Origin of the sequence: Kribbella sindirgiensis (assembly GCF_004331435.1) — a bacterium.
Classification (GTDB): Bacteria; Actinomycetota; Actinomycetes; order Propionibacteriales; family Kribbellaceae; genus Kribbella; species Kribbella sindirgiensis.
In genome coordinates, this window is record NZ_SJKA01000013.1 from 170,369 (window position 1) to 191,983 (window position 21,615).

23 protein-coding genes are annotated in these 21,615 nt (G+C 68.2%); 9 read left to right on the forward strand and 14 right to left on the reverse strand.

Translation table 11 applies throughout. The annotated features are described in order from the left end of the window. Positions 1-32: 32 nt before the first annotated feature. Positions 33-1,655: a phosphomethylpyrimidine synthase ThiC gene (gene thiC / locus E0H50_RS31070; protein ID WP_131294249.1), complete on the reverse strand. Its 1,623-nt coding sequence runs from the start codon at positions 1,653-1,655 to the stop codon at positions 33-35. Positions 1,656-1,818: 163 nt separating this feature from the next. Between thiC and E0H50_RS31075 the strand changes: the two genes are divergently transcribed. Beyond that, a complete protein-coding gene (locus tag E0H50_RS31075) occupies positions 1,819-2,565 on the forward strand; it encodes a lysophospholipid acyltransferase family protein (RefSeq protein WP_131294251.1) in 747 nt (248 codons plus the stop codon). Between the two features lie 126 nt (positions 2,566-2,691). Continuing rightward, positions 2,692-3,222, forward strand: coding sequence for a hypothetical protein (locus E0H50_RS31080; RefSeq protein WP_131294253.1), 531 nt, complete (start codon positions 2,692-2,694; stop codon positions 3,220-3,222). Positions 3,223-3,254: 32 nt separating this feature from the next. Here E0H50_RS31080 and E0H50_RS31085 read toward each other — a convergent pair whose 3' ends face one another. The 7 genes from E0H50_RS31085 to E0H50_RS31115 form a co-directional block, all read right to left on the reverse strand. Next, positions 3,255-4,253, reverse strand: a complete 999-nt coding sequence (locus E0H50_RS31085) for an inorganic phosphate transporter (RefSeq protein ID WP_131294256.1) — start codon at positions 4,251-4,253, stop codon at positions 3,255-3,257. 2 nt (positions 4,254-4,255) lie between these two features. Next, positions 4,256-4,888 (reverse strand): DUF47 domain-containing protein, encoded by a 633-nt coding sequence (locus E0H50_RS31090; RefSeq protein ID WP_130383393.1) that lies wholly within the window; start codon positions 4,886-4,888, stop codon positions 4,256-4,258. A gap of 139 nt (positions 4,889-5,027) precedes the next feature. Beyond that, entirely contained in the window at positions 5,028-5,336 is a 309-nt protein-coding gene (locus E0H50_RS31095) for a DUF202 domain-containing protein (RefSeq protein WP_131294258.1), read from the reverse strand. Positions 5,337-5,344: 8 nt separating this feature from the next. Then, complete coding sequence (locus E0H50_RS31100) at positions 5,345-5,677, reverse strand: YidH family protein (RefSeq protein ID WP_131294259.1); 333 nt, start codon at positions 5,675-5,677, stop codon at positions 5,345-5,347. Next, positions 5,674-6,936, reverse strand: a complete 1,263-nt coding sequence (locus E0H50_RS31105) for a glycoside hydrolase family 3 N-terminal domain-containing protein (protein ID WP_131294261.1) — start codon at positions 6,934-6,936, stop codon at positions 5,674-5,676. Before E0H50_RS31105 ends, E0H50_RS31100 begins: the two co-directional genes overlap by 4 nt. A gap of 1 nt (position 6,937) precedes the next feature. Then, positions 6,938-7,351 carry a MarR family winged helix-turn-helix transcriptional regulator gene (locus tag E0H50_RS43175; protein WP_238151427.1) on the reverse strand — a complete coding sequence of 138 codons (414 nt, stop codon included), beginning with the start codon at positions 7,349-7,351 and terminating at the stop codon, positions 6,938-6,940. Continuing rightward, complete coding sequence (locus E0H50_RS31115; RefSeq protein WP_165547351.1) at positions 7,239-8,303, reverse strand: DMT family transporter; 1,065 nt, start codon at positions 8,301-8,303, stop codon at positions 7,239-7,241. Before E0H50_RS31115 ends, E0H50_RS43175 begins: the two co-directional genes overlap by 113 nt. A gap of 37 nt (positions 8,304-8,340) precedes the next feature. Here E0H50_RS31115 and E0H50_RS31120 point away from each other — a divergent pair, with 37 nt between their 5' ends. Then, entirely contained in the window at positions 8,341-8,961 is a 621-nt protein-coding gene (locus tag E0H50_RS31120; RefSeq protein WP_131294267.1) for a TetR/AcrR family transcriptional regulator, read from the forward strand. Between the two features lie 24 nt (positions 8,962-8,985). Here E0H50_RS31120 and E0H50_RS31125 read toward each other — a convergent pair whose 3' ends face one another. Both E0H50_RS31125 and E0H50_RS31130 read right to left on the reverse strand, forming a co-directional pair. Continuing rightward, on the reverse strand, positions 8,986-9,651 hold the full coding sequence (locus E0H50_RS31125) for a potassium channel family protein (protein WP_202868401.1): 666 nt from the start codon (positions 9,649-9,651) through the stop codon (positions 8,986-8,988). Next, positions 9,648-10,154 carry an acyl-CoA thioesterase gene (locus E0H50_RS31130; RefSeq protein ID WP_131294269.1) on the reverse strand — a complete coding sequence of 169 codons (507 nt, stop codon included), beginning with the start codon at positions 10,152-10,154 and terminating at the stop codon, positions 9,648-9,650. Before E0H50_RS31130 ends, E0H50_RS31125 begins: the two co-directional genes overlap by 4 nt. A gap of 183 nt (positions 10,155-10,337) precedes the next feature. Between E0H50_RS31130 and E0H50_RS31135 the strand changes: the two genes are divergently transcribed. Then, positions 10,338-11,300, forward strand: coding sequence for a hypothetical protein (locus E0H50_RS31135; protein WP_131294271.1), 963 nt, complete (start codon positions 10,338-10,340; stop codon positions 11,298-11,300). An 81-nt stretch (positions 11,301-11,381) separates the two neighbouring features. On the opposite strand, the gene E0H50_RS31140 is transcribed toward E0H50_RS31135, so the two are convergent. Then, positions 11,382-12,005, reverse strand: a complete 624-nt coding sequence (locus E0H50_RS31140; RefSeq protein ID WP_131294273.1) for a flavin reductase family protein — start codon at positions 12,003-12,005, stop codon at positions 11,382-11,384. A gap of 120 nt (positions 12,006-12,125) precedes the next feature. On the opposite strand from E0H50_RS31140, the gene E0H50_RS31145 reads away from it, so the two are divergent. The 3 genes from E0H50_RS31145 (at position 12,126) to E0H50_RS31155 (ending at position 15,011) form a co-directional block, all read left to right on the forward strand. After that, a complete protein-coding gene (locus E0H50_RS31145) occupies positions 12,126-13,037 on the forward strand; it encodes an aminoglycoside phosphotransferase family protein (protein ID WP_165547352.1) in 912 nt (303 codons plus the stop codon). A gap of 108 nt (positions 13,038-13,145) precedes the next feature. Then, the gene (mgrA, locus tag E0H50_RS31150; RefSeq protein WP_131294277.1) at positions 13,146-14,180 is read left to right on the forward strand and encodes an L-glyceraldehyde 3-phosphate reductase; all 1,035 of its coding nucleotides are present in this window, start codon (positions 13,146-13,148) and stop codon (positions 14,178-14,180) included. 180 nt (positions 14,181-14,360) lie between these two features. After that, positions 14,361-15,011 carry a hypothetical protein gene (locus E0H50_RS31155; RefSeq protein WP_131294279.1) on the forward strand — a complete coding sequence of 217 codons (651 nt, stop codon included), beginning with the start codon at positions 14,361-14,363 and terminating at the stop codon, positions 15,009-15,011. Positions 15,012-15,244: 233 nt separating this feature from the next. Here E0H50_RS31155 and E0H50_RS31160 read toward each other — a convergent pair whose 3' ends face one another. Further along, positions 15,245-16,213, reverse strand: a complete 969-nt coding sequence (locus E0H50_RS31160; protein WP_131294280.1) for a TAXI family TRAP transporter solute-binding subunit — start codon at positions 16,211-16,213, stop codon at positions 15,245-15,247. Continuing rightward, on the reverse strand, positions 16,210-18,231 hold the full coding sequence (locus tag E0H50_RS31165) for a TRAP transporter permease (protein ID WP_131294282.1): 2,022 nt from the start codon (positions 18,229-18,231) through the stop codon (positions 16,210-16,212). Before E0H50_RS31165 ends, E0H50_RS31160 begins: the two co-directional genes overlap by 4 nt. A 118-nt stretch (positions 18,232-18,349) precedes the next feature. Between E0H50_RS31165 and E0H50_RS31170 the strand changes: the two genes are divergently transcribed. Together E0H50_RS31170 and E0H50_RS31175 are read left to right on the forward strand one after the other, a co-directional pair. Continuing rightward, positions 18,350-19,015 (forward strand): response regulator transcription factor, encoded by a 666-nt coding sequence (locus E0H50_RS31170; RefSeq protein WP_012918592.1) that lies wholly within the window; start codon positions 18,350-18,352, stop codon positions 19,013-19,015. A 3-nt stretch (positions 19,016-19,018) separates the two neighbouring features. Continuing rightward, positions 19,019-20,392, forward strand: a complete 1,374-nt coding sequence (locus E0H50_RS31175) for a sensor histidine kinase (RefSeq protein ID WP_238151430.1) — start codon at positions 19,019-19,021, stop codon at positions 20,390-20,392. Between the two features lie 18 nt (positions 20,393-20,410). Here the strand turns inward: E0H50_RS31175 and E0H50_RS31180 are convergent, their stop codons facing one another. Next, the gene (locus tag E0H50_RS31180; RefSeq protein ID WP_131294284.1) at positions 20,411-21,490 is read right to left on the reverse strand and encodes a TAXI family TRAP transporter solute-binding subunit; all 1,080 of its coding nucleotides are present in this window, start codon (positions 21,488-21,490) and stop codon (positions 20,411-20,413) included. Positions 21,491-21,615: the final 125 nt, after the last annotated feature.

Sequence of the window (21,615 nt, forward strand, 5' to 3'; positions counted from 1 at the left end):
CGGATTCACGCCGGGCCGGACGGGGACCGTACTCAGTCCGTGATCGGCAGGTACAGCTTCTGATCGGCGGCCTTGAACGTTTCCGACATCTCGGCGAAGCCGGCCTCGATCGCGTCGGCCGACGTCAGACCGTGTTCCTCGGCGTACGCGCGGATGTCGGCGGTGATCCGCATCGAGCAGAACTTCGGGCCGCACATCGAGCAGAAGTGCGCGGTCTTCGCGGGCTCGGCCGGCAACGTCTCGTCGTGGAACGACCGGGCCGTGTCCGGATCCAGCGAGAGGTTGAACTGGTCCTCCCAGCGGAACTCGAACCTTGCCTTGGACAACGTGTCGTCCCAGGCCTGCGCGCCCGGATGCCCCTTGGCCAGATCGGCCGCGTGGGCGGCGATCTTGTAGGTGATCACGCCGGTCTTCACGTCGTCACGATCGGGCAGGCCGAGGTGCTCCTTGGGCGTGACGTAGCAGAGCATCGCCGTACCCAGCCAGCCGATCTGGGCCGCGCCGATCGCCGACGTGATGTGGTCGTAGGCCGGCGCCACATCGGTTGCCAACGGCCCCAACGTGTAGAACGGCGCCTCCCCGCAGAGCTCCTCCTCGAGCCGGACGTTCTCCGCGATCTTGTGCATCGGCACGTGTCCGGGGCCTTCGATCATCACCTGGACGTCGTGCTCCCAGGCGACCTTCGTCAGCTCGCCGAGCGTCCGCAGTTCGGCGAACTGCGCCTCGTCGTTCGCGTCGGCGATACATCCCGGCCGGAGCCCGTCGCCGAGCGAGAACGTCACGTCGTACTCGCGGAGGATCTCGCACAGCTCCGCGAAATGCGTGTAGAGGAACGACTCCTGGTGGTGCGCCAGGCACCACGCGGCCATGATCGACCCGCCGCGGGACACGATCCCGGTGATCCGCCGGGCGGTCAGCGGCACGTACCGCAGCAGTACGCCGGCGTGCACGGTCATGTAGTCCACGCCCTGCTCGCACTGCTCGATCACGGTGTCGCGGTACACCTCCCACGACAGCGCCGCCGGGTCGCCCTTCACCTTCTCCAGCGCCTGGTACAACGGCACCGTCCCGATCGGCACCGGCGAGTTCCGCAGGATCCACTCCCGCGTCTCGTGGATGTTCTTGCCGGTGGACAGGTCCATCACGGTGTCCGCGCCCCACCGGGTCGCCCAGACGAGCTTCTCCACCTCTTCCTCGACCGAACTGCTGACGGCCGAGTTGCCGATGTTCGCGTTCACCTTCACCAGGAACTTCTTCCCGATGATCATCGGCTCGCTCTCCGGGTGCCGGCGGTTCGCCGGGATCACCGCGCGCCCGCGCGCCACTTCCGCGCGGACGAACTCCGGATCGAGCCCTTCCCGCAAGGCGACGTACCGCATCTCCTCGGTGATCGTCCCGGCCCGCGCGTGCCCGAGCTGGGTGAGTCCCGAGCGGCCGGCGATCCACTCGCGCCGGAGCGCGGGCAGACCGGCCTGGACGTCGATCTGCGCCGACGCGTCGGTGTACGGACCGGAGGTGTCGTAGAGGTCGAAGTGCTCGCCGTTGGTCAGATTCACGCGGCGGGCCGGTACCCCGAGCTCTCCGCGATAGATCTTCTCCGAGCCCGAGATCGGACCCGTGGTGACGGCCGGACGGATCGTGCTGACATTCACCATGCTGCTGCTCCCTACGCCGGAATTACCCGGACAGGTTCGGCGGTCGGCGGCGCCGGCGATCAGAGTGTTCTCTGGCCAGCCGCCCTCTCAGCCCACTACGGTGCGAGCTCCCGCGGTATCGAGTTGTCACGGACACCCTAGACGAAGCCTGTAGGTTCTAGAGATGCGAGACCTCGTCTACCCGCCAGTCGTCGCCTTCGCGAAGACCGCGTTCAAGGTGCTGGACCTGAAGATCCGCCGGACCGGGACCGAGCACGTCCCGCCGACCGGCGGAGCGCTGATCGCGATCAACCACATCAGCTACGTCGACTTCATCCTGGGCGGGTACGGCGCTCTGCCGGCCAAGCGGCTCGTCCGGTTCATGGCCAAGGAGGTGCTGTTCCGCAACCGGATCTCCGGGCCGTTGATGCGCGGGATGCACCACATCCCGGTGGACCGGGACGCGGGCGCCGCGTCGTACCAGCAGGCCCTGGAGTACCTGGCGGCCGGTGAGCTGGTCGGTGTGTTCCCGGAGGCGACGATCAGCCGGTCGTTCGAGCTCAAGGAGTTCAAGTCCGGTACGGTGCGGATGGCGGCGGAGGCCGGCGTACCGGTGCTGCCGATGATCCTGTGGGGTACGCAGCGGATGTTCACCAAGGACCACCCGCGGGACTTCACCCGGCATCGGCCGATCTCGATCAGCATCGGCGCACCGATCACGGTGACCCGCGACGACGACCCGGCCGAGGCGACCGCGCACCTGCGGTCCACGATGGCCGGGATGCTGGACGAGACGATCCGCGCCTACCCCGAGCAGCCCGCGGGCGCCTGGTGGCTGCCGGCGGCGTACGGCGGCAGCGCGCCGACGCCCGAGGAGGCCCGACGGCTGGACGCCGAGGAGCTCGCCAGGCGGGCAGCCAAACGTCAGTAGGGCGGACCAGACCTTGACCCTCGGCCCGGTACGAGGGTACGAAGTCTTTCGTTGACGGAGCAGGAACCTGGGGGGTCCCTGTGCGGCGGGCGGCTGCGGTGGCTCGCGTACCAGGAGCGGGCGGGGATGGTTTTGTACGATTCACCGGAAGAGCTGCATCTGTTCGACCCGGGGGCGCTGACGCCGGCCCCGCACGTGGCCGAGCACATCCCGGACGCCGGGGCGTTCTTCGTCGACTGGGCGACCCGGGGACTGTCCGCGGACCGTGCCCGCGAGATCGAGTCCGCGGTGAACGGCCGGCGCAACCAGAACGGCTGGTTCCCGCTCGAGTCGCTGGACAGCATCGGTCGCAAGGGCTTCTGGCGCGGCCCGCTGACCTACCTGGCCCGGATGACGGCCGACGACGCCCGGATCATGCAGGAGTGGGCCACGGACGGCCTCGGCGGCACCCAGTCGAGCCGCATCGAGGCAACCGTCGACCACCTGCTCCACCAGCAGGGCCACGCGGCCGCAGCCACCTGGGCGGTCGCTGTCCGCCCACGCACCTACCTGGACGCAGAGGTCCTCGGCGACCGCCTCCTGGCCGCCTGGGAGTACAACCTCGGCTCCATCCGCGCCAAGGACGTAGCCAAGTCCGTACGCCGCTGGAACCGCTAGTGGGGGTCTGGGGGCTGAACCGGTTCGGGACCCTACTCGAGGATCAGGTGAGCCAGTCCGTAGACGCCGGCCGCGACGATGCCGGCGGCGGGGATGGTCAGGATCCACGCGGTCACGATGCCCTTGGCGACGCCCCAGCGGACGGCGGACAGGCGCTTGGTGGCGCCGGCGCCCATCACCGCGGAGGTGATCGTGTGGGTGGTGGAGACCGGGGCGTGCAGGCCGATCGCCATCACGTACAGCACGGTGGCGGCGACCGCCTCGGAGGCGAACCCGCGGGCCGGGTCCAGGTGGATGATCCGGCGGCCGAGCGTCCGCATGATCCGCCAGCCGCCGGAGTAGGTGCCGAGCGAGATCGCGGTCGCGGCGGACAGCTTCACCCAGATCGGGATCCCGTCACCCTTGCTCACGTGACCGGTGGTGAGCAGCGCCAGGAAGATCACGCCCATCGTCTTCTGGGCGTCCTGGAGTCCGTGCCCGAGCGCCATGGCGGCGGCCGACAGTGACTGCGCCAGCCGGAAGCCGCGCGTGGTCCGTCCGGGGTTGCTGTTCCGGAAGATCCACAGGATCGCGGTCATCAGCAGGAACGCGCCGAGGAACCCGACCGCGGGTGACAGCACCATCGGGATGACGACCTTGTCGACGATGCCCGACCACAGCACGACGCTGCTCGACGCCAGCCCGGCGCCGACCAGGCCGCCGATCAGCGCGTGCGACGAGGAGCTGGGCAGACCGAAGTACCAGGTGATCAGGTTCCAGGTGATGGCGCCGACCAGCGCGGCGATCACGATCACCAGGCCGTGTTTGCCGCTCGGCGCGCTGATGATGCCCTTGCCGACGGTGTCGGCCACCTCGGTCCCGAGGAAGGCGCCGAGGAAGTTCATCACCGCGGCCATCACCAGCGCCACCCGCGGCGTCAGCGCCCGGGTGGACACCGAGGTCGCGATCGCGTTGGCGGCGTCGTGGAACCCGTTGGTGTAGTCGAAGGCCAGCGCGATGACGACGACGGCGATGACGAGCGTGAGCTCCACGCTCAGCTCTCCTTGACAGCGATCTGCTCGACCGTGTTGGCGACGTGCTCGAAGGCGTCGACCGCCTCCTCCAGCAGGTCGACCACGGTCTTGAGCTTCATCACCGTCAGCGCCTCGTACTCACCGCTGAACAGCTTGGCGATCAGCCGCCGGTGCACCGCGTCACCGGTGTTCTCGAGGCGGTTGATCTCGATCCAGTACTCGGCCAGGTCCTTCATGGTCCGCAGCCGGGGCATCGTCTCGGCGGTCAGCTGCGCGGCTCGCTGCAGCACCTCGATCTGCTCGGCCACCTCTTCCGGCAGCTTCTCCAGGTTGAAGAGGTGGATCGTGTCGACCGCCTCCTCCATGAAGTCCATGACATCGTCCAGATCGGAGGCCAGCCGGTAGATGTCCTCACGGTCGAACGGGGTGACGAAGGTCGAGTTCACCCGGCGAATGATCGAGTGGGTGGTCTCGTCGGCCGCGTGTTCCGCGTCCTTCATCTGGGCAGCGATCTGGTGGCTCGCGGAGAGCCCGGTCCCCGCCGTACTGCCGAGCAATTCCGCCAGGATCCGCGATCCCTCCACGAGGTGGTTCGCGGACTCGGTGAAAAGGTCGTAGAACGTCGGGTCGTTCGGACGCAGACGTAACGGCACTTCAAGCTCCGGATGAACGAGGGACAAACCGTGAACATGCTAGGGGGAACACGCGGTTGACATGGCATCCGCCCCGATCAACGTAGCGCGTCGCGGTGAACCGGGTTTCCCGGCGCGCACGACCAGTAACAGATCGGTTTCAGCGTGTTATCACTGCGTACAGGTCGAAGAGCCCGACCACGAGCACCAGACCGGCCGCGATCCGGAGCACGTTGTCGTGGCCGAGGGCATGGACCGCACCGCCCTTCGTACGGCCGTAGACGGCGCTCACCGCCGCCCAGCAGCCCATCGAGAGCACGAGAACGACGATCCCGAGACCGGTCCGGACGTCGGACGAGCCGTGGCCGGAGGCAAGCAGCAGGACGCCGTTGGCGATCAGTCCGAGCGCCGTACGCCGCCACGCCAGCAGTGTCCGCTCCGGCTGGCGGCCTGGATCCGGTGTGCTCATCGCCACACTCAGCGCCAGAGCGAGAACAGCAGGCCGATCAGGCCGACCACGCCGATCGTTGCTCCGAGCATCAGCGGGAGCTTGGTCACCGGGAGTGCGCCACCGCGACGGATCGCGGTCAGATTGAGCTGCCAGCGCCGGAACGCGCCCGCGGTCGTCACGATCCCGGCGAGGACCAGGACGATGCCGATGACCTTGGCCGGCAAGCGGTCCGGTCCCAGATCGAGGAACTGCACCGCGGACAGCCCGCCTGCGTAACAGGCCAGGGAGGTCCGCAGGTAGGCCAGATAGGTCCGTTCGTTCGCCAGGGTGAAGCGGTAGTCGGGCTCCTCCTCCGTCATCCGCAGCTCACCAGGCCGTAGTCCTCTTTCAGCGTCAGCACACGACGCACGCTACTCGTCAGCTGCGCGGCGAAGAATTTGTCCTGCTGCGCCTTGGCGACCAGCGCCGCCACCATCTCGGGGGTGAGGCCCGCCTTCGCGTTGATGACGATGTCGCCGCCGGCCGCCACGAACCGGGTCGCGCGCTCGCCGGCAGGGACCGCGGCCACCTCCGCCGCGGCGCCGACGTCATCGGTGATCACGACCCCGCGCCAGCCCAGATCGCCGCGCACCATGCCCTGGATGACGGTCGGCGAGAACACCGCGCGGTTCTTCGGATCGATCTTCGTGTACGTCACGGTCGAGATCATCACCATCGACGTACCGGCCTTGATCCCGTTCGCGAACGGCTGCAGGTCGGCGTCGCCGCGCTCGGTGACGTTGTCGACGACCCCGGAGGAGAAGTCGGTGTTGCCACGCACGCGCCCGAGGCCCGGGAAATGTTTGACCGACGTCGCGATCCCCGCGTTGCGCATGCCCTGGACGAAGGCCCGCACGCCCTGACCGGCTTCTTCAGGCGTGTCGCCGTACTCACGGTCCAGCTGGCCGATCGGTGCGTTCTGGGACTTGAGCGAGCTGGGTACGACGTCGGCGACCGGCGCGAGGTCCACGTTGACGCCGGCCTCCTTCAGTTGGCTGCCCCAATGCTGCGCCTGTGCGGTGAGCTTGGAACTCGACCAGGTGCCCTGCACCGTGGCCGCCGGGATCCGGTCGAACCCGGAACCCTTGAGACGCTGGATCTGACCGCCTTCCTGGTCCGCGGCGATCAACGGGCGGACGCCTTTCACCGTCGCGGCCGTGTTCACCGCGGCCATCGCCGTCCGGGTGTGCGAGAGGCTGCCGCCGTTGCCGACCAGGAACACGCTGCCGGACTTCTCCTGCTGTACGACGGCGCGCTGGGCGGACGTCATACCGGTGGAGTCGATCCCGGTCATGATCAGCTGTGCGGCCTTCTCCCGCAGGGTCAGGATCCGCAGCTTCTGGTCGACGCAGCCTGCCGCGCTGGTCGGCGGTTTCGAGGTCGGGGTCGCGCTCGGTGTGGCTGTGGGCGTATCTGTGGGCGTATCCGTGGGCGTGTCTGTGGGCGTTGTCGCCGGATCGTCGGTCACCGGGATCGAGGACGACGGCACGGTGCTCGGTCCCGCGGTCGGGGAGCCACTGTCGCCGCAGCCGGTCACGGCGAGGGCAGTCAGCGCGATCAGCGTGACCGGGCGCCTCATCTCAGTTTCGCTCCCACGCCGCGCGGTCGACGGTGTCACCGGAATGCCGGGCCAGGGTCGCGCAGACGTCGTACAGGTGCTCGACCTGCTCGGGGCTGAGTGCGTCGAAGATCGATTTGCGGACCTCCTCGACATGACCGGGGGCCGTGTCGACGAGCTTCTGCCGTCCGAGTTCGGTGAGGATCGCGACCTGGCCGCGGCGGTCGGACTCGATCCCCTCGCGCTTCACCCAGCCGTTCTGCTCGAGCCGGTTGACCGCGTGCGAGAGCCGGCTGCGGGAGCCCTGGGTGGCGACCGCGAGTTCACTCATCCGCAGCCGGTTGGCAGGCGCTTCGGACAGCCGGACGAGAATCTCGTAGTACGTGTGCGGAATTCCGGCGTCGCGCTGCAGTTGCTGCTCGATCCGGCTGCTCACTACGCGCTGCGCCGCGATGTACGCACGCCAGGCCTGGGCCTCTGTCTGGTTCAGCCACCGGGGTTCCGCCATCCCCGCAGCGTACTTGTTCACCGATCCGAATCAGCAGTACGGCGGCAGCGCACACCAGCATGCCGACGACGGCGAGCGCGCCGATCGTCTCGTGGAACAGCAGAAACGCGAACACCATCGTGGTCGGCGGAACCAGGTAGAGCAGCGAACTGATGCGTGTTGCGCCGGAGAGCTTGAGGTTGACCAGGTACAGCCCCCAGCCGCCGCCGGTTGCCAGCAACACCAGCCAGAGCACCGCGCCGTAGAAGCCCGGCTGCTCGGGCACGGTCAGTCGATGGGACGACGCGGCCAATGCGGTGAACAGGACTGCTGACACGAGGCTCTGGATTGCCAGTGCGTCCAGGGAGTTCGTCGCCGGCTTTCGGTGCCGATCGAGGCAGGTGCCCGCGACCAGGCCGAGGAGACCGCCGATCGGGATCAGGAAGAGGAGCGGTGAACCGTGGCCGGCGCCGAGGTCGTCGGCGACGACCAGACCGACGCCGAGCAGACCGATGAACAGTCCTAGCCATTGGCGCGGGCTGACCCGTTCGCCGAGCAGCGGTCCGGCGACGGTCGCGATCAGGATCGGCTGGAGCGACCCGATGAGCGCGGTGACACCGGCCGTGATGCCGTGGTCGATGCCGGTGAAGATCAGGCCCAGGTAGACGAACTGGGTGAGGACGGCCATCCACACCTGGCTCACGAGGTCCCGGCGGGAGATCCGCGGCCGCCGGATCGCCAGCACCACGACAGCGATCGCGCCCGCGACGAGGAATCGCCAGGCGAGCAGGTCGAACGCGTTCGTGTACTCCGTCCCCCAGCGCGCACCGATGAAGCCGCAGCTCCAGAACACGACGAACCCGGTCCCGGCAGCCAGCGTGAGCGCCCTGTGCGTGATCATGGAAGACGGTAACCACACCGGTCGGTATACTGTCAGTATGCTCGACCAACAGGTGAGACTGATCGTGAACCGCGAGGTCCGTGCGGCGCCGCGGCTGACCCCGGCCGGCGAGCGCATCCTGGCGGCCGCGTCGACGCTGTTCTACGAGCAGGGGATCCGGACCGTCGGCGTCGATGCGATCGCCGCGGCCGCGGACGTGACGAAGAAGACGCTGTACGACCGGTTCGGATCGAAGGACCGGCTGATCGCGGCGTACCTGGAGCAGCGGGACCGAACCTGGCACCAGTTCCTGGACGAACAGCTCGCCACGCGGAACCCGGCCACACCCGAGGCGGTGATCCTGGTGCTGTTCGCCGCGCTGACGGACTGGCTCGCCGGGTCACGCAACGGATGCGGATTCATCAACGCGAGCGTCGAGCTGGCCGCGCCGGACCACCCGGCGATGCCGGTGATCGTCGGCCAGAAGCAGTGGATGCGGTCCGAGTTCGAGGCGCAGGCGCGGGCGGCGGGGTTTGCAGACCCGGGAGAGCTGGCCGATCGGCTGTTGCTGCTCCATGAAGGTGCGCTGGTCAGTTACCGGGTCGCGGCGATGACTTCGGCGCCGGAGGTCGCTGCGCGGGCGGCCGCCGATCTGCTGGCCAGGTGGCCACGGGTCTAGGTGTTGCAGGCTAGGTGTTGCTCGCTAGGTGTTGGTTCGTTTGGTGATGGTCAGGCCGACAAGGCGGGACACGACCATGGCGACGTACCCGAGGCCGGCGAGCTGTTCGAGCATCACGACCGAGCGGCCCCAGGACGTGATCGGGACGATGTCGCTCAGGCCGGTGCTGGACAGCGTCGTGAAGCTAAGGAACAGCAGCTCCATCCAGGTACGATCGTTGGCCGGGTCAACAGCCGCCGTGAAGCTGCCGGGGACGAGAACCTGGACGAACACGTACAGATAGGCGAAACCCCAAGCCACCAAGGTGAAAGTGGCTCCCGTCGCGAAGAGCTCGTCGACGCTGACCTCGTGGTCGGACAGCATGTACCGGAGCAGGCTGTACGCCGCGTAGAAGTAGAAGGCCGCATGCAGCGCGCCGGAGATCGCGATCACTGGCTGAGTCGGATTGAACGCGTCGACCACCGACAACGCCACCGCAGGGATCCCCAGGCAGACGCTGACCCAGGTGAGTCCAGGAGTCGCGCGGACGGACACGACCGCGAGCACCAGCACGACGATGCCGAGAATCTCGAACGCGACCCGTCCGGACCGCGATCCCTCCATCGCCGGATAAACAAGCACACCAAGCAACTGCACAACCAACAACACCGCCGACGGATTCCGCCTGGCGTGACCCAGCATGCTCGTCATACCTGCTCGCGGGAGGCGATGATCGCTGCGCGGCGGGCCAACCGGTGACTCCGGCGGATCTCGGCCTCGCGCAGCCGCCGACGGTCCTCATCGGTCTCCGGAACCGCCTGCGGCACCTGCCGCGGCTTCCCCTCCTCGTCGACCGCCACGAACACCAGATACGCCGACGCGACATGGACCTGCGGGCCGACCGCATCCCACCGATCGGCAGTGATCCGTACGCCGACCTCCATCGAACTCCGCCCGGTCCAGTTCACCTGCGCACTGAAATGCACGACATCACCGACCCGCACCGGGACCAGGAACACCATCTCGTCCATCGACGCGGTCACCGCAGGCCCACCCGAATGCCGCGCCGCAACCACACCGGCCACCGAGTCGACCAACGTCATGATCACGCCGCCGTGCACGGTGCCGAGCAGATTCGTCTCGTTCTGCGCGGTGATATGCGACAACGACAACCGCGTCTCCGAGGTAGGGCGCGCCAACGGACTGCTGCTCATACAACTCCTCGACTCACTCCGGCAGATCCCGGCCGCAGCGTATCCCGCCCACACCTGATCACCACCCGCGACAGCAACGGTTACCCCCTTCTTCGCCGGGGGTGGTTTGTCCACAGGTTCGGATCGGTGTGCTCGGGGGCGGGTCGATCCTCGTACTTTCTCTGCCGACAAGGAGGACCGACGATGCCCATCGACACCACCGAACATGCCCACGGCAACAACTCCCCTCATTCCAGCGGTCCCGACCCGGTGCTGCCGCCACTGTCCAGGCGGCAGGCCGATCGGTTCGTGCATCTCGCCCTGCGCACAGCGGCGGACCTCGGTCTCGCCGTCAGCTACCAGGGCGGCGCCGCGCTCGTGCCCACCGACCGATCCGCCGGCAACCCCGTGCTCGGACTCAGCAATCTCGCGCGCATCCTCGCCCACTTCGACGAGGACCGCTGGCCACTGCTCATCGAGGAGCACTTCCGCCAACTCCTGGAGCAGCTCCGCCAAGGACCACCAAAACCACCCGACGATCCCGAGCGAGAGCTGATCCAGCGGCTCGTCCCTCGCGACGCGCTGCCGAAGGACTGGACCGCGGATCGCCCCGACTTCCTCCCCGGCCTGATCTCCGTCCCGTCCGCGGAGGCCGGAGGCGTCCTGACCATGTACCTCGAGCCGGCCGACCTGGGCCTCACCTGGTCGGACGCCGAACGCTTCGGCCTCACCAACCTCCGCACCATCGAGGACCAGGTCGAGTACGTCGACCACGACGACATCCGCATCGCCTTCGTCTCCGGCACCACGTTCGCAGCCTCCCGCGCGCTCGTCCTCGACACCGTTCTGCGTGAGTCCTTACACGTCGAGCACGCACCGTACGGCGTCCTCGCCGCGGTCCCCGCCCGGGACACGTTGCTCCTGCACGTGATCGATGGCCTGACCGTCATCCCGGCACTCGGCGTCCTGCTGAACGTCGCCGCCCGCTGCCACGCCCGTGACCCCGGCCCGCTGTCACCAGACGTCTACCTGGTGACCCCCGACTTCACCTGGCACCCCGCCACGACCGCACTACCCGACCACACACCCCTCCGGTTGTCCCCCGCGCTCGAAGACCTGACCAAGGTCCTCGCAACACGGGAGTCAACCACCGATTTCCGCAAGTAGCAGATGCCCAGAGCAACTACCAGTACCTAGGTCCGATCTGGCGATCCTCCCCCGCAGTAGGCGATGGATCACCAGGCGGGACTACTCACCAGGAGGTGTGAAATGCCCAGGCCAGTCGGAGTAGCGGATGCGGGTGATCGAGCGGACCTCGCCGATCGTGGACCACTCGTCCTTGCCGAGCCGGGCGAGCGGGCGGAGCCGACGGACGTCGGGGTGGTCGCCGTCCAGTACGTCGGCGTCGATCGCCAGGTGCCGGACCTGACCGATGACGAGGGTGCAGTCGCCGAGTTCGAGAGTGGTGTGCAGCGTGCACTCGAGCGCCACCGGCGACTCCGCGACCCGCGGTACGGCGACCGTCCGGGAGGGCTCGGTCGTCACGCCGATCGCCTCGAACTCGGAGACCTCCGCCGGGAAGTTCGTCCCGGACGCGTTGACCTGTTCGTAGAGCTGCTCGGCAGCGAAGTTCACCACGAACTCGCCGGTCGCCTCGACGTTGTTCAGGCTGTCCTTGCGGCCCACCGAGGTGAACTGCACCATCGGCGGCTGCACGGACGAAACGGTGAAGAACGAGTGCGGTGCCAGGTTCAGCACGCCCTCGGCCGATCGGCTGGACACCCACGCGATCGGGCGCGGCACGACCACCGAGTTCAGCAGCGCATAGAACTCCCGTCGTCCGACGGCCTCCGGATTCACATCGACACGCACGCCCGAAGTACATCAAACTCGGTGGACGCCGCCGTACCCCGGCTCGCGGAGTTCGGTGGAGGCCGCCGTACGCCGCCTCGCGGAGCCGGGCGGCGATTCGCGCGGACGAGGAGATACGGATTGGGTGCGGAGCTCGACTTCCTGGACCAAGTGGCTGCTGTGGCGCGGCGTCACGGCGTCGATCCCGGTGACGTGCAGGAGGTTGCCGGCGGGGTGGCCAACCGGGGTTTCGTGCTCGGGGACGATCTGTTCCTGCGGGTGTGCCGGCCCGGGTTCGAGGCCGATCTGCTGAAGGAAACCCACGTCGTGCCGGCCGCTCGATCCGTCGGGGTGCTGACACCCGCGATCGTCGAGTACGACGACAGCGGCCGCCTCCTCGCCGCCCCCTACGCGCTCATGGAACGAGTCCACGGCACCGAGCCCACCACCCTCCCCACCAACCTCGCGCCCCAACTCGCCCACCTCCACCAACTCGAACGAACCCCCGCCCTCCCCAACCCAGACCATTCAAGGATGGAGTTGGCCGGCGTGGGTGAGGATGGGTGGGGGGATCCGTGGGGGACGGTTGAGGGGCTTGCTGGGCAGGGGTATGTGGATCCGGGGACTGCCAGCTGGTTGAGCGGGTGGTTCTCGCGGCTTGCGGAGCGGATCGACGGGAGTGGGCCGAAGGTGCTGATCCACGGGGATGTTGCCGCTCACAACCTTCTCGCCGGGCCGGACGGGGACCTCCGTGCGCTCATCGACTGGGGTGACGCGGCCTGGGCGCCACGCGCGATGGACTTCGCCAAGCTCCCGCTGACCCAGGTCGCCGTACTGCTTCCCGAGTACCTCCGGCACTCCCAGTCACCGGAGTCCGAGGAAGAGCTTGCCGCCGCCGTCCTCTGGTTCCACCTGTCCTGGGGTCTCGCCAAACTCCCCGCCGCCCCGTGGCCGGGCCAACGGCACTGGACCGCTCCCACCACCAGCCGCCTGCTCAACATCCTGCACTTCTTCACCACCGCTCCACCGGCCCCCTGGTCCGAACTCACCTAGGGCACCCGCCCCGATCAAGAACCCCGTCTTCTTGATCTCAGCGATGCGGTTTCTGCTTGAAAACAAGGGGGTTTGCACTTGTTGTGACATGAGGCAGACTGGGGTTCTGTGACTGACTACGAGGCGGCTGCGAGCCGGTACGACGATCAGATGACCTACCGGCGGACGGGCCGGAGTGGACTGCAACTCCCGGCGATCTCGCTCGGGCTGTGGCACAACTTCGGCGACGACAAGCCGTTCACGACGCAGCGGGACATCCTGCGGCGGGCGTTCGACCTCGGCGTCACGCACTTCGACCTGGCGAACAACTACGGCCCGCCGTACGGGTCGGCCGAGACCAACTTCGGGACGCACTTCGCGCGCGACTTCAAGCGGTACCGCGACGAGCTGATCATCTCGTCCAAGGCCGGGTACGACATGTGGCCGGGGCCGTACGGTCAGGGCGGCGGCTCGCGGAAGTACCTGCTCGCCTCGCTCGACCAGTCGCTGAGCCGGATGGGTCTGGACTACGTCGACATCTTCTACTCGCACCGGTTCGACCCGGACACGCCGCTCGAGGAGACGATGGGCGCGCTCGACGCGGCGGTCCGCTCGGGCAAGGCGCTGTACGCCGGTATCTCGTCGTACTCGGCGGACCGGACCCGGGAGGCGGCGCGGATCCTGCAGGAGCTCGGTACGCCGCTGCTCATCCACCAGCCGTCGTACTCGATGCTGAACCGGTGGATCGAGGAGGACCTGCTGGACGCGGTGGGTGAGCTCGGGGTCGGCGTGATCGCGTTCTCGCCGCTGGCGCAGGGCGTGCTCACGGACCGGTACCTGGGCGGTATTCCGTCCGACTCGCGGGCGGCGCAGGGCAAGTCCCTCAACCCGGACTCGCTGACCGAGGAGACGCTCAAGCACGTCCGCGCGCTGAACGAGATCGCGAAGGAGCGCGGTCAGTCCGTCGCCCAGCTCGCGCTCGCCTGGACGCTCCGCGACGACCGCGTCACGAGCGCCCTGATCGGCGCCTCCAGCGTCGCGCAGCTCGAGGACAACCTCGCCACGGTGCGCAACCTCAAGTTCACGGCTGCGGAGCTCGAGGCGATCGACGCCGACGCCGTCGAGGCCGGCATCAACCTCTGGAAGAAGAGCTCGGACGCCTGACACACCCCGCGAACGCCCGCCGCACCCAAGAAGCCCACGTGCGGCGGGCGTTTCCGTTCCCACCCGCCGCCCTGGGATCGGGCACAGTCGCGAACGGGAAGGTTACGGAGCGGGGTGGGGCGGTTGCGGTTCGGGTGGGATGGGCACACGCTGAAGAGAGACCCTCTGGAGGTGGTTGCCATGACCGCTTCGACGCTCGAAATGGCCCTGACCTACGAACACGCGCGGATCCGGGAGCTGGCCGAGCCGGCTCACCATCCGGATGCGGCGCACCCTGAGCACCGGCATCAGACGGACTGGTTCTACGCGATCGCGTCCCAGCATCTGGCCGCCGCCGAGGACGTGCTCCTCCCGCACGTCAGCCGGCTTCCCGACGGGAGCGACCTGGTCACCAGGTACGTCGGCAACGCGAAGGAACTGGAGCGCTCGCTGCGCTTCCTCAAAGGACGGCAGTACGGCGACAGCCGGTTCCTGGATCTGCACCACGACGACCTGTGGAAGCACATCGACCGGCTGCTGAGCGAGCACGAGACGCTCGAGACGACGTACAGCCGGCAGATCTCGGAGCAGCTCGACGGAGCGGACGTGAACACGCTGACCGAGGACCTGCTGGAGGCGGAGGAGGTGGCGCCGACCAGAGCGCACCCGTCCTCCCCGCACACCGGCAGGGCCGGGCGGCTGGCGCACCGCATGTGGCGGATGGCCGACACGGCCTGGGACAGTGCCGAGGGACGCGTCGTACCGACCAAGTACCACGCGCACCCGAAGCGCGACTCCGCGCTCTCCCACTACCTGTACGGCACACCGATGCCGCACGAGGAACCGCACTAGACAGGACCTGGACAGCAAGAGGCCCGGCCCCGGCGGATGCCTCCGCCGAGACCGGGCCCGGTCTGCCGGCTCTCACTGCGCCTGGTTGTGGGAGCCGGCGTGCGGGTCCCGTCGCCGCTGCGCCTGGTGTGCGGAGCCGGGGCCCTGCGTCCTCCCCCGCTGCGCCTGGTGTGCGGGGGAGGACGGTCTGTGTTCGCCCGAGTTCCGAACAGCTACCGGTACCCGGGTCGGTGCTATTTGAGTCCGTCGATCGCCTTCTTCGCGCCCGGATGCAGCGGCACCGGCTCGGTGTTCGCGGCGTTCTCCAGCTTGATGCCCTTGGCGGCAGCGTTCACCGCGACCAGCGCGTCCATGTTGTCGTAGACAACCTTCGTGAGCTGCTCCGCGAGCTCGTCCTTCATGTCCTTGCGGACCAGCAGCACGTTCGGCACGATGATCGTCGCCACGTCGGCCGGCTGCTTGTACGTCGCTGCCGGGATCGGTGCCTGCGAGTAGATCGAGCCGTACTTCTCCTGCATCTTCGGCAGCAGATCCGCGATCGGCAAGAGCTTGACGCCCTTCCCCATGCTGGTGAACAGATCGGTGATGCCGCCGGTCGGCAACCCACCGGACCAGACCAGAGCGTCGATCGACCCGGACTTCATCGCGTCCACCGACTCCGGCAGCCCGAGCCGCTGGGCGGTCACGTCCTTGGCCGGGTCGAGACCGGCCGCCTCGATCAGCCGGCGCGCGATCACCTCGGTGCCGGAGTTCGGCGACCCGGTGGAGACGCGCTTGCCCTTCAGGTCCGCGATCGAGTTGATGCCCGCGGACGTCCGTACGGCGACCTGCGTGTAGTTGTTGTACAGCCGGGTGAGCGCGACCACGTCCTGCTTGGACTTGAAGCTGTTGACGCCGTTCACCGCGTCCGCCGCGGAGTCACCGAGCGAGAACGCGATGTCGTAGTTCCCGCCGACCAGGCCCTGGATGTTCTGCACCGAGGCGCCGGTCTCGCTGGCCGTCGCCCGGTAGCCGGACATCTTCTGCGAGATCACCGAGGCGAGCGCACCACCGAGCTGGTAGTACACGCCCGTCGTGTTGCCGGTGGCAATCGTCAGCCGGCCGCCGGATTCCGTTCCGGAGCCGGACGGTTCCCGCTGGCCGCCACAGGCAGCCAGCGAAACCACGGTGACCAGCGCCACTGCAACGGTTCGGAGTCTCATGAGGCAAGGTTTCCTTCCTCGGCAGAGGTCTGGCGTTGCCGCCGGACCAGGTTGATGACGACGGCAACAAGTAGCAAACAGATTCCGGCCGTGATGGTTACGGGCGCGAGGTAGAGCAGCAGCGCGGCGGCCGGTACGCAGACCGCGCGCTCCAGCCAGGTCGCCCGGACGAACACCCAGCCGCCGGTGACCACGGCGAGCGCGGCCACGGCCAGCATCGACACCACCGTCGTCCACACCATGCCGACGAACGATCCCTGACCGAGCAGGTGCGCGCCGTTGTCGGTCAGCACGAACGCGAACGGCACCAGGAACGCCGGCAGCGTGTACTTCCACGCCTGCCACATCGTCGGCATCACCTTGCCGCCGGTGATCGCGGCGGTCGCGACCGCGGCCAGCGCGGTCGGCGGTGACACCTCGGACAGTACGGCGTAGTAGAAGATGAACATGTACGCCTCGGGCCGGGTGACGCCGAGGCCGACCAGCGCCGGCGCGATGATCACCGCCGCGATGATGAACGAGGCGGTCACCGGCACCGCGAGTCCGAGGATCAGGACCGCGAACCCGGACAGCACGACGGTCAGGATCAGCACCACCGTGTGGTTGTCGGTCAGCCCGCGGGCCGCGTCGACGATGATCTCCGCCAGGTTCAGCCCGAGCCCGGTCTGCGTGGTGACCGCGACGATCACGCCCGCGGTCGCGCAGGTCGCCGCCACCGGCAGCACCGAACGGGTGCCCTGGGCAAGCGCCTTGAACAACGGCTTCCCGGTCAGCCGGTGCTCGCGGTCCAGGAACGACAGCCCGAACTGGACGATCACGGCGTAGACCACGGCCTTGAACGGCGGTACGTCGACCGTCATGAAGCCGATGATCACGAACAACGACAGGAAGTGGTACCCGAACCGCAGGAACAACCGCCAGGCGGAGGCCTCGGACACCTCCCCCGACGTCGTCCCGTGCTTGCGGGCGTCGATCTCGATCGCGAGCAGGATGCCCAGGTAGTACAGCAGCGTCGGGATCACGGCGAACCCGAGCACCTTCAGGTACGAGACCTGCAGGAACTCCGCGATGATGAACGCGGCCGCGCCGAGGGTCGGCGGGGACAGGATCGCGCCGATCCCTGACGCGGCGAGCATTCCGCCTGCCGGTTCGGCCGGATAGCCGGCCCGGCGCAGGATCGGCCACGACACGGTGCCGAGCGACACCGCGGTCGCCGTACCTGAACCCGACACGCTGCCGAGCAGGAAGCCCGCCAGCGTGACCGTGCGGCCCGGCGCCGTACGGCTGCGCTTGAACGCGGCGAACGACAGGTCGATGAAGAACTTGCCCGCGCCGGAGTAGTCGAGCACCGCGCCGTAGATCGTGAACAGCACGATGTACGACGCGGCGACCGTCAACGGTGTCCCGTAGAACCCCGCCGTACCCATCGTGAACTGCGCGATGATCGCGTCGAAGTTGAAGCCCTGGTGTGAGAGCGACCAGGTGTAGGGCAGGTAGCCGCCGTAGTACGCGTAGGCGATGAAGACCAGGCTGAACGCCGGCAGCACCCAGCCGGTCGTACGACGGCACGCTTCGAGCAGCAGGATGAGCAGCACCGCTCCTACGGCCACGTCCAGCGCCGAAGGAGCTTGCCGACGTTCCAGGAAACCGTCGAAGTCGAAGAGCGGGTAGACGCACACCGCCAGCGCGACGAGGGCCAGAATCCAGTCCGCCACGCCCGGGTCGTCGTGCGACCGCGCCTTGAACGGATTGATGAACGCCGGCACCCGAAAACCGCGGTAACACAGCAAGGTGATCGGCAGAACCGCTGCGAGAAAGATCACCAAGTAGAACTGCGTGCCCTGTGGTAATGGGAAGAATACCTGTGCAAGGACGCCGACGCTGATGATTGCGCACCAGACCGAAATCACCCGATCCAGGGCAGGCCGAAGCCGCCGAGCGGGCCGTTCCTGCTCGTACTCGGCCAGTTCTTCGTCAGAGGGCACGGTTACGCCGCCCCCGCCAGCACCGACAGTCATCGACTGGTTCCCTCCTGTGTGCGGAAGGCTAATGTTGCCGAACACTGCGTGGAGTCGTGTGATTACGTCTTTACCAAGATCTGACACATAGGGCCGTGACCTGGCCTACGATCACCGCATGAGTGGCGCGGTCCGGATTCTGCTGGTCGAGGACGATCTCGATATCGCCAATGCCCTGATACCCGCTTTGCGGCGGTACGGCCTGATGGTGACGCATGTCCGCACGGCCGCGGACGCCTTGGCGGCGGATCCCGGCGACCTGGTGCTGCTGGACCTCGGGCTGCCGGACGGGGACGGCATCAACGTGTGCCGGCAGATCCGGACGGTGTCCGACGTGCCGGTGATCGCGGTGACCGCGCGCGGCGAGGCGGCCGACCGGGTCCGCGGCCTGCGCAGCGGCGCCGACGACTACGTGGTGAAACCGTTCGCGATTTCCGAGCTGCTGGCCCGCATCGATGCTGTACTTCGTCGTACCGGCCTCTTGCAGCCCCGCCCCCGGGTGACTGTCGGCGACCTGACCGTGGACATCGAGGCCCGGACGGTCCAGGTGGCGGACAAGCCCATCAGTCTGACCCGCAAGGAGTTCGACGTGCTCGCAGTGCTGGCCGCTCACCACGGCCGGGTGGTTCCCCGTGAACAGGTCGCGCTGTACGCCTGGCAGTCGGTCTTCGAGGCCTCCTCGCGCACCATGGACGTGCACGTCGCCAGCCTGCGCGCCAAGCTCGGCCGGCCCGAACTGGTGCAGACCATCCGCGGCGTCGGCTACCGCCTGGGTTCGGACTGACCGTTGCGCCGTCGACTACTGCAGTCCCTCGTCCCGATGGTCGTCGCGCTGGCGATCGTCGCCGTGATCCCGCTGGCGAACTTCATCGCCACCAGCAACTCGCGCACGCTCTTCCTGTCCCGCAGCAACGACGCGGACTGGTTCGCCGCGATGGCCGAGTCCCCGCTGCAGACCGGCGACATCGCGAACCTGCGTGAGCTCGCGGTCCGGTACCAGGAGCTCTACGACACCCCTGTCTTCGTCGTCGACGTCGACTCCCGCGTCGTCGCCACGTCCGTTTCCGGTGTGGACGTGAAGGAGGAGGACATCGCGACGGCCCTGCACAGCACGCTCGCCGGCCGGCTCCCACCCGAACCGCCGGCGCTGTGGCCGTGGGCCTCCGGCGAGATGATCGTGTCCCGCCCGGTCGTCAACAACGGCAGCGTGCTCGGTGCCGCCGTACTGCGGGTGCCGACCGACAACGCCCGTGAGCAGGTGCAGCGCGGTCTGCTGCTGCTCCTCGGCGGCCTGCTGATCAGCATCGGCGCCATCATCATCGGTATCGTCCGGCCGATCACCCGCTGGGTGCTGCGGCCGCTGCAGGACCTGGACAACGCCACCCACCAGATCACCCGCGGCGCGCTCGACACCCGGGTCTCCACCGACGGTCGCGCACCGGAGCTCCGCCGGCTCGGCGACAGCTTCAACTCGATGGCGCTGAGCCTGCACCAGGCACGGCAGCGTGAGCGCGAGTTCGTCGCCGACGCGTCGCACCAGCTGCGGACGCCGCTGACGTCCGCCCGGATCCACATCGAGGGCCTGTCCCGGCTGTCGCCGACCGCGCGGTTCGCGCTCAGCGACATCGACCGGCTCGGCCGGATCGTCCAGCGGCTGTCCCGGCTGGCCGGCTCCGACCGGCCGTCGGCCGATGCCGAGGGCAACGAGGAGCCGCTGGACCTGGCGCAGGCGGTGAAGGAGCGGCTGGTCGGCTGGAAGGCCGTGTACTCCGCCGACGACCTGGAACTGATCATCGGCGAGATGGTCCCGGGTGGGGTCGCGCCGGAGCTCGAGGTCGACGACATCCTCGACGTGCTGCTCGACAACGCGTCGAAGTACGGCGCGCCGCCGGTGGAGGTCTCGGTCACCCGGGACGGCACCGAGGTCGTGATGTCCGTGCGCGACCACGGCCTGGGGCTCGGCTCGCGGGACCTGAAGAAGGTCGGCGAGCGGTTCTGGCGCAGCGCGCACCACCGGGAGATGCCGGGCACCGGTCTCGGCCTGGCGATCGTCCGCTCCGAGGCGGCCCGGGTCGGCGGCCGCGTGGTCGCCCGGCCACCGATCGGCGGCGGCCTCGTGATCGAGGTCCGCGTCCCCCTGATCGACGACTACGACGCCTGAGAGCGGTACCGCTCAGCCTCAGATGTGGTTCTGGCGGTACCAGCGTTCCGCTGCGGGGTGCAGCGGGACGGGCATGGTGGCGATCGCCGAGCGGGGGTCGAGCGCGCCGGCTTCGGGGTGCTTCGGGATCAGGTCGTTCTGGCGGCGGAACAGGGTGTTCACCGTCCACCACGCCCACGAGTCCGACAGGTTCGGCTTCGCGATCAGGAAGTTCGGGACCGCGAGCGTCGGCACCGAGTTCGCCAGCCCGTACTGCGACGGCGGGATCGCCGACACCAGGAAACCGCCGAACTCCTTCAGCGCGATCGCCTCCGCGACGGGGCCGATGTCCAGCAGCCGGAACCCGATGGACTTCTGCAGGACGGCGATCGGATCGGTCGGGACACCACCGCTCCAGATGAACGCATCGATCGAACCCCGGGTGGCGGTGCCGCGCGGTTGCACTGCGGCGGCCATCTGCTCGAGGGACAGGTTCTTCCGGATCACATCGACCTTGGCCGGGTCCAGCTCAGGGTTCTTCTGAATCAGGTCGGCCCTGGCCTTGTTCAGGATCATGTTCGCGACGATCTCGGTCCCGGAGTCCTTCGGGCCGACGCCGACGACCATCTTCCGGTTCGGGTCGGCCTTGCTCGGGAACAGGTCGTCGAGCTTCGACGCCTTCGACGCCATCGGTACGACGACGTGCACGTAGTTGTCGTAGACGCGGGCGAGCGCGAAGAACCGCAGCGGTCCGGTACTGAACTCGCCGGTGCCCTCGTACGCCGCGAGCGCCGAGTCCGACGTACAGAATCCGAGGTCGGCCTTGCGGCCGGCGACCTTGTACAGGTTGTCCACCGACCCGTCGCTGACGATCGGCTTCAGCTCCATGCCGGTGACCTCGCTCACCAGCGCGCTGAGCGCCGTACCGAACTTGTTGTAGACGCCGTTCAGGTTCCCGGTCGAGAACACGCCGGCCTCCGACGGCGCCGGCTCGTCCGCGCGGCCGCGCGAGCAGCCGGGCAGCAGCAGTCCCGACGCCGCGGCGGCACCGAAGCCGAGGAACCCGCGGCGGGTCAGACCGGTCGGCCGGGCAGGAGTCAGCAGGCGGGGGCGTTCCATGCAGACAACCTAGACAACAATGAGGCCGAGCGGGTAGCCGTGTCGGCGCCCCGCAACTCAACCGCTACTCACAGAGATCCACACAGCGAGAGTGAAACTGCGTCTGGACGCATGCAGGGTTGGTG

Excerpts from the sequence above, each read along its gene's own strand:
- thiC (WP_131294249.1), bottom strand. The coding sequence starts at position 1,655 with ATGGTGAATGTCAGCACGATCCGTCCGGCCGTCACCACGGGTCCGATC.
- E0H50_RS31075 (WP_131294251.1), top strand. The coding sequence starts at position 1,819 with ATGCGAGACCTCGTCTACCCGCCAGTCGTCGCCTTCGCGAAGACCGCG.
- E0H50_RS31080 (WP_131294253.1), top strand. The coding sequence starts at position 2,692 with ATGGTTTTGTACGATTCACCGGAAGAGCTGCATCTGTTCGACCCGGGG.
- E0H50_RS31095 (WP_131294258.1), bottom strand. The coding sequence starts at position 5,336 with ATGAGCACACCGGATCCAGGCCGCCAGCCGGAGCGGACACTGCTGGCG.
- E0H50_RS31100 (WP_131294259.1), bottom strand. The coding sequence starts at position 5,677 with ATGACGGAGGAGGAGCCCGACTACCGCTTCACCCTGGCGAACGAACGG.
- E0H50_RS31105 (WP_131294261.1), bottom strand. The coding sequence starts at position 6,936 with ATGAGGCGCCCGGTCACGCTGATCGCGCTGACTGCCCTCGCCGTGACC.
- E0H50_RS31115 (WP_165547351.1), bottom strand. The coding sequence starts at position 8,303 with ATGATCACGCACAGGGCGCTCACGCTGGCTGCCGGGACCGGGTTCGTC.
- E0H50_RS31120 (WP_131294267.1), top strand. The coding sequence starts at position 8,341 with ATGCTCGACCAACAGGTGAGACTGATCGTGAACCGCGAGGTCCGTGCG.
- E0H50_RS31125 (WP_202868401.1), bottom strand. The coding sequence starts at position 9,651 with ATGACGAGCATGCTGGGTCACGCCAGGCGGAATCCGTCGGCGGTGTTG.
- E0H50_RS31130 (WP_131294269.1), bottom strand. The coding sequence starts at position 10,154 with ATGAGCAGCAGTCCGTTGGCGCGCCCTACCTCGGAGACGCGGTTGTCG.
- E0H50_RS31135 (WP_131294271.1), top strand. The coding sequence starts at position 10,338 with ATGCCCATCGACACCACCGAACATGCCCACGGCAACAACTCCCCTCAT.
- E0H50_RS31155 (WP_131294279.1), top strand. The coding sequence starts at position 14,361 with ATGACCGCTTCGACGCTCGAAATGGCCCTGACCTACGAACACGCGCGG.
- E0H50_RS31160 (WP_131294280.1), bottom strand. The coding sequence starts at position 16,213 with ATGAGACTCCGAACCGTTGCAGTGGCGCTGGTCACCGTGGTTTCGCTG.
- E0H50_RS31165 (WP_131294282.1), bottom strand. The coding sequence starts at position 18,231 with ATGACTGTCGGTGCTGGCGGGGGCGGCGTAACCGTGCCCTCTGACGAA.
- E0H50_RS31170 (WP_012918592.1), top strand. The coding sequence starts at position 18,350 with ATGAGTGGCGCGGTCCGGATTCTGCTGGTCGAGGACGATCTCGATATC.
- E0H50_RS31180 (WP_131294284.1), bottom strand. The coding sequence starts at position 21,490 with ATGGAACGCCCCCGCCTGCTGACTCCTGCCCGGCCGACCGGTCTGACC.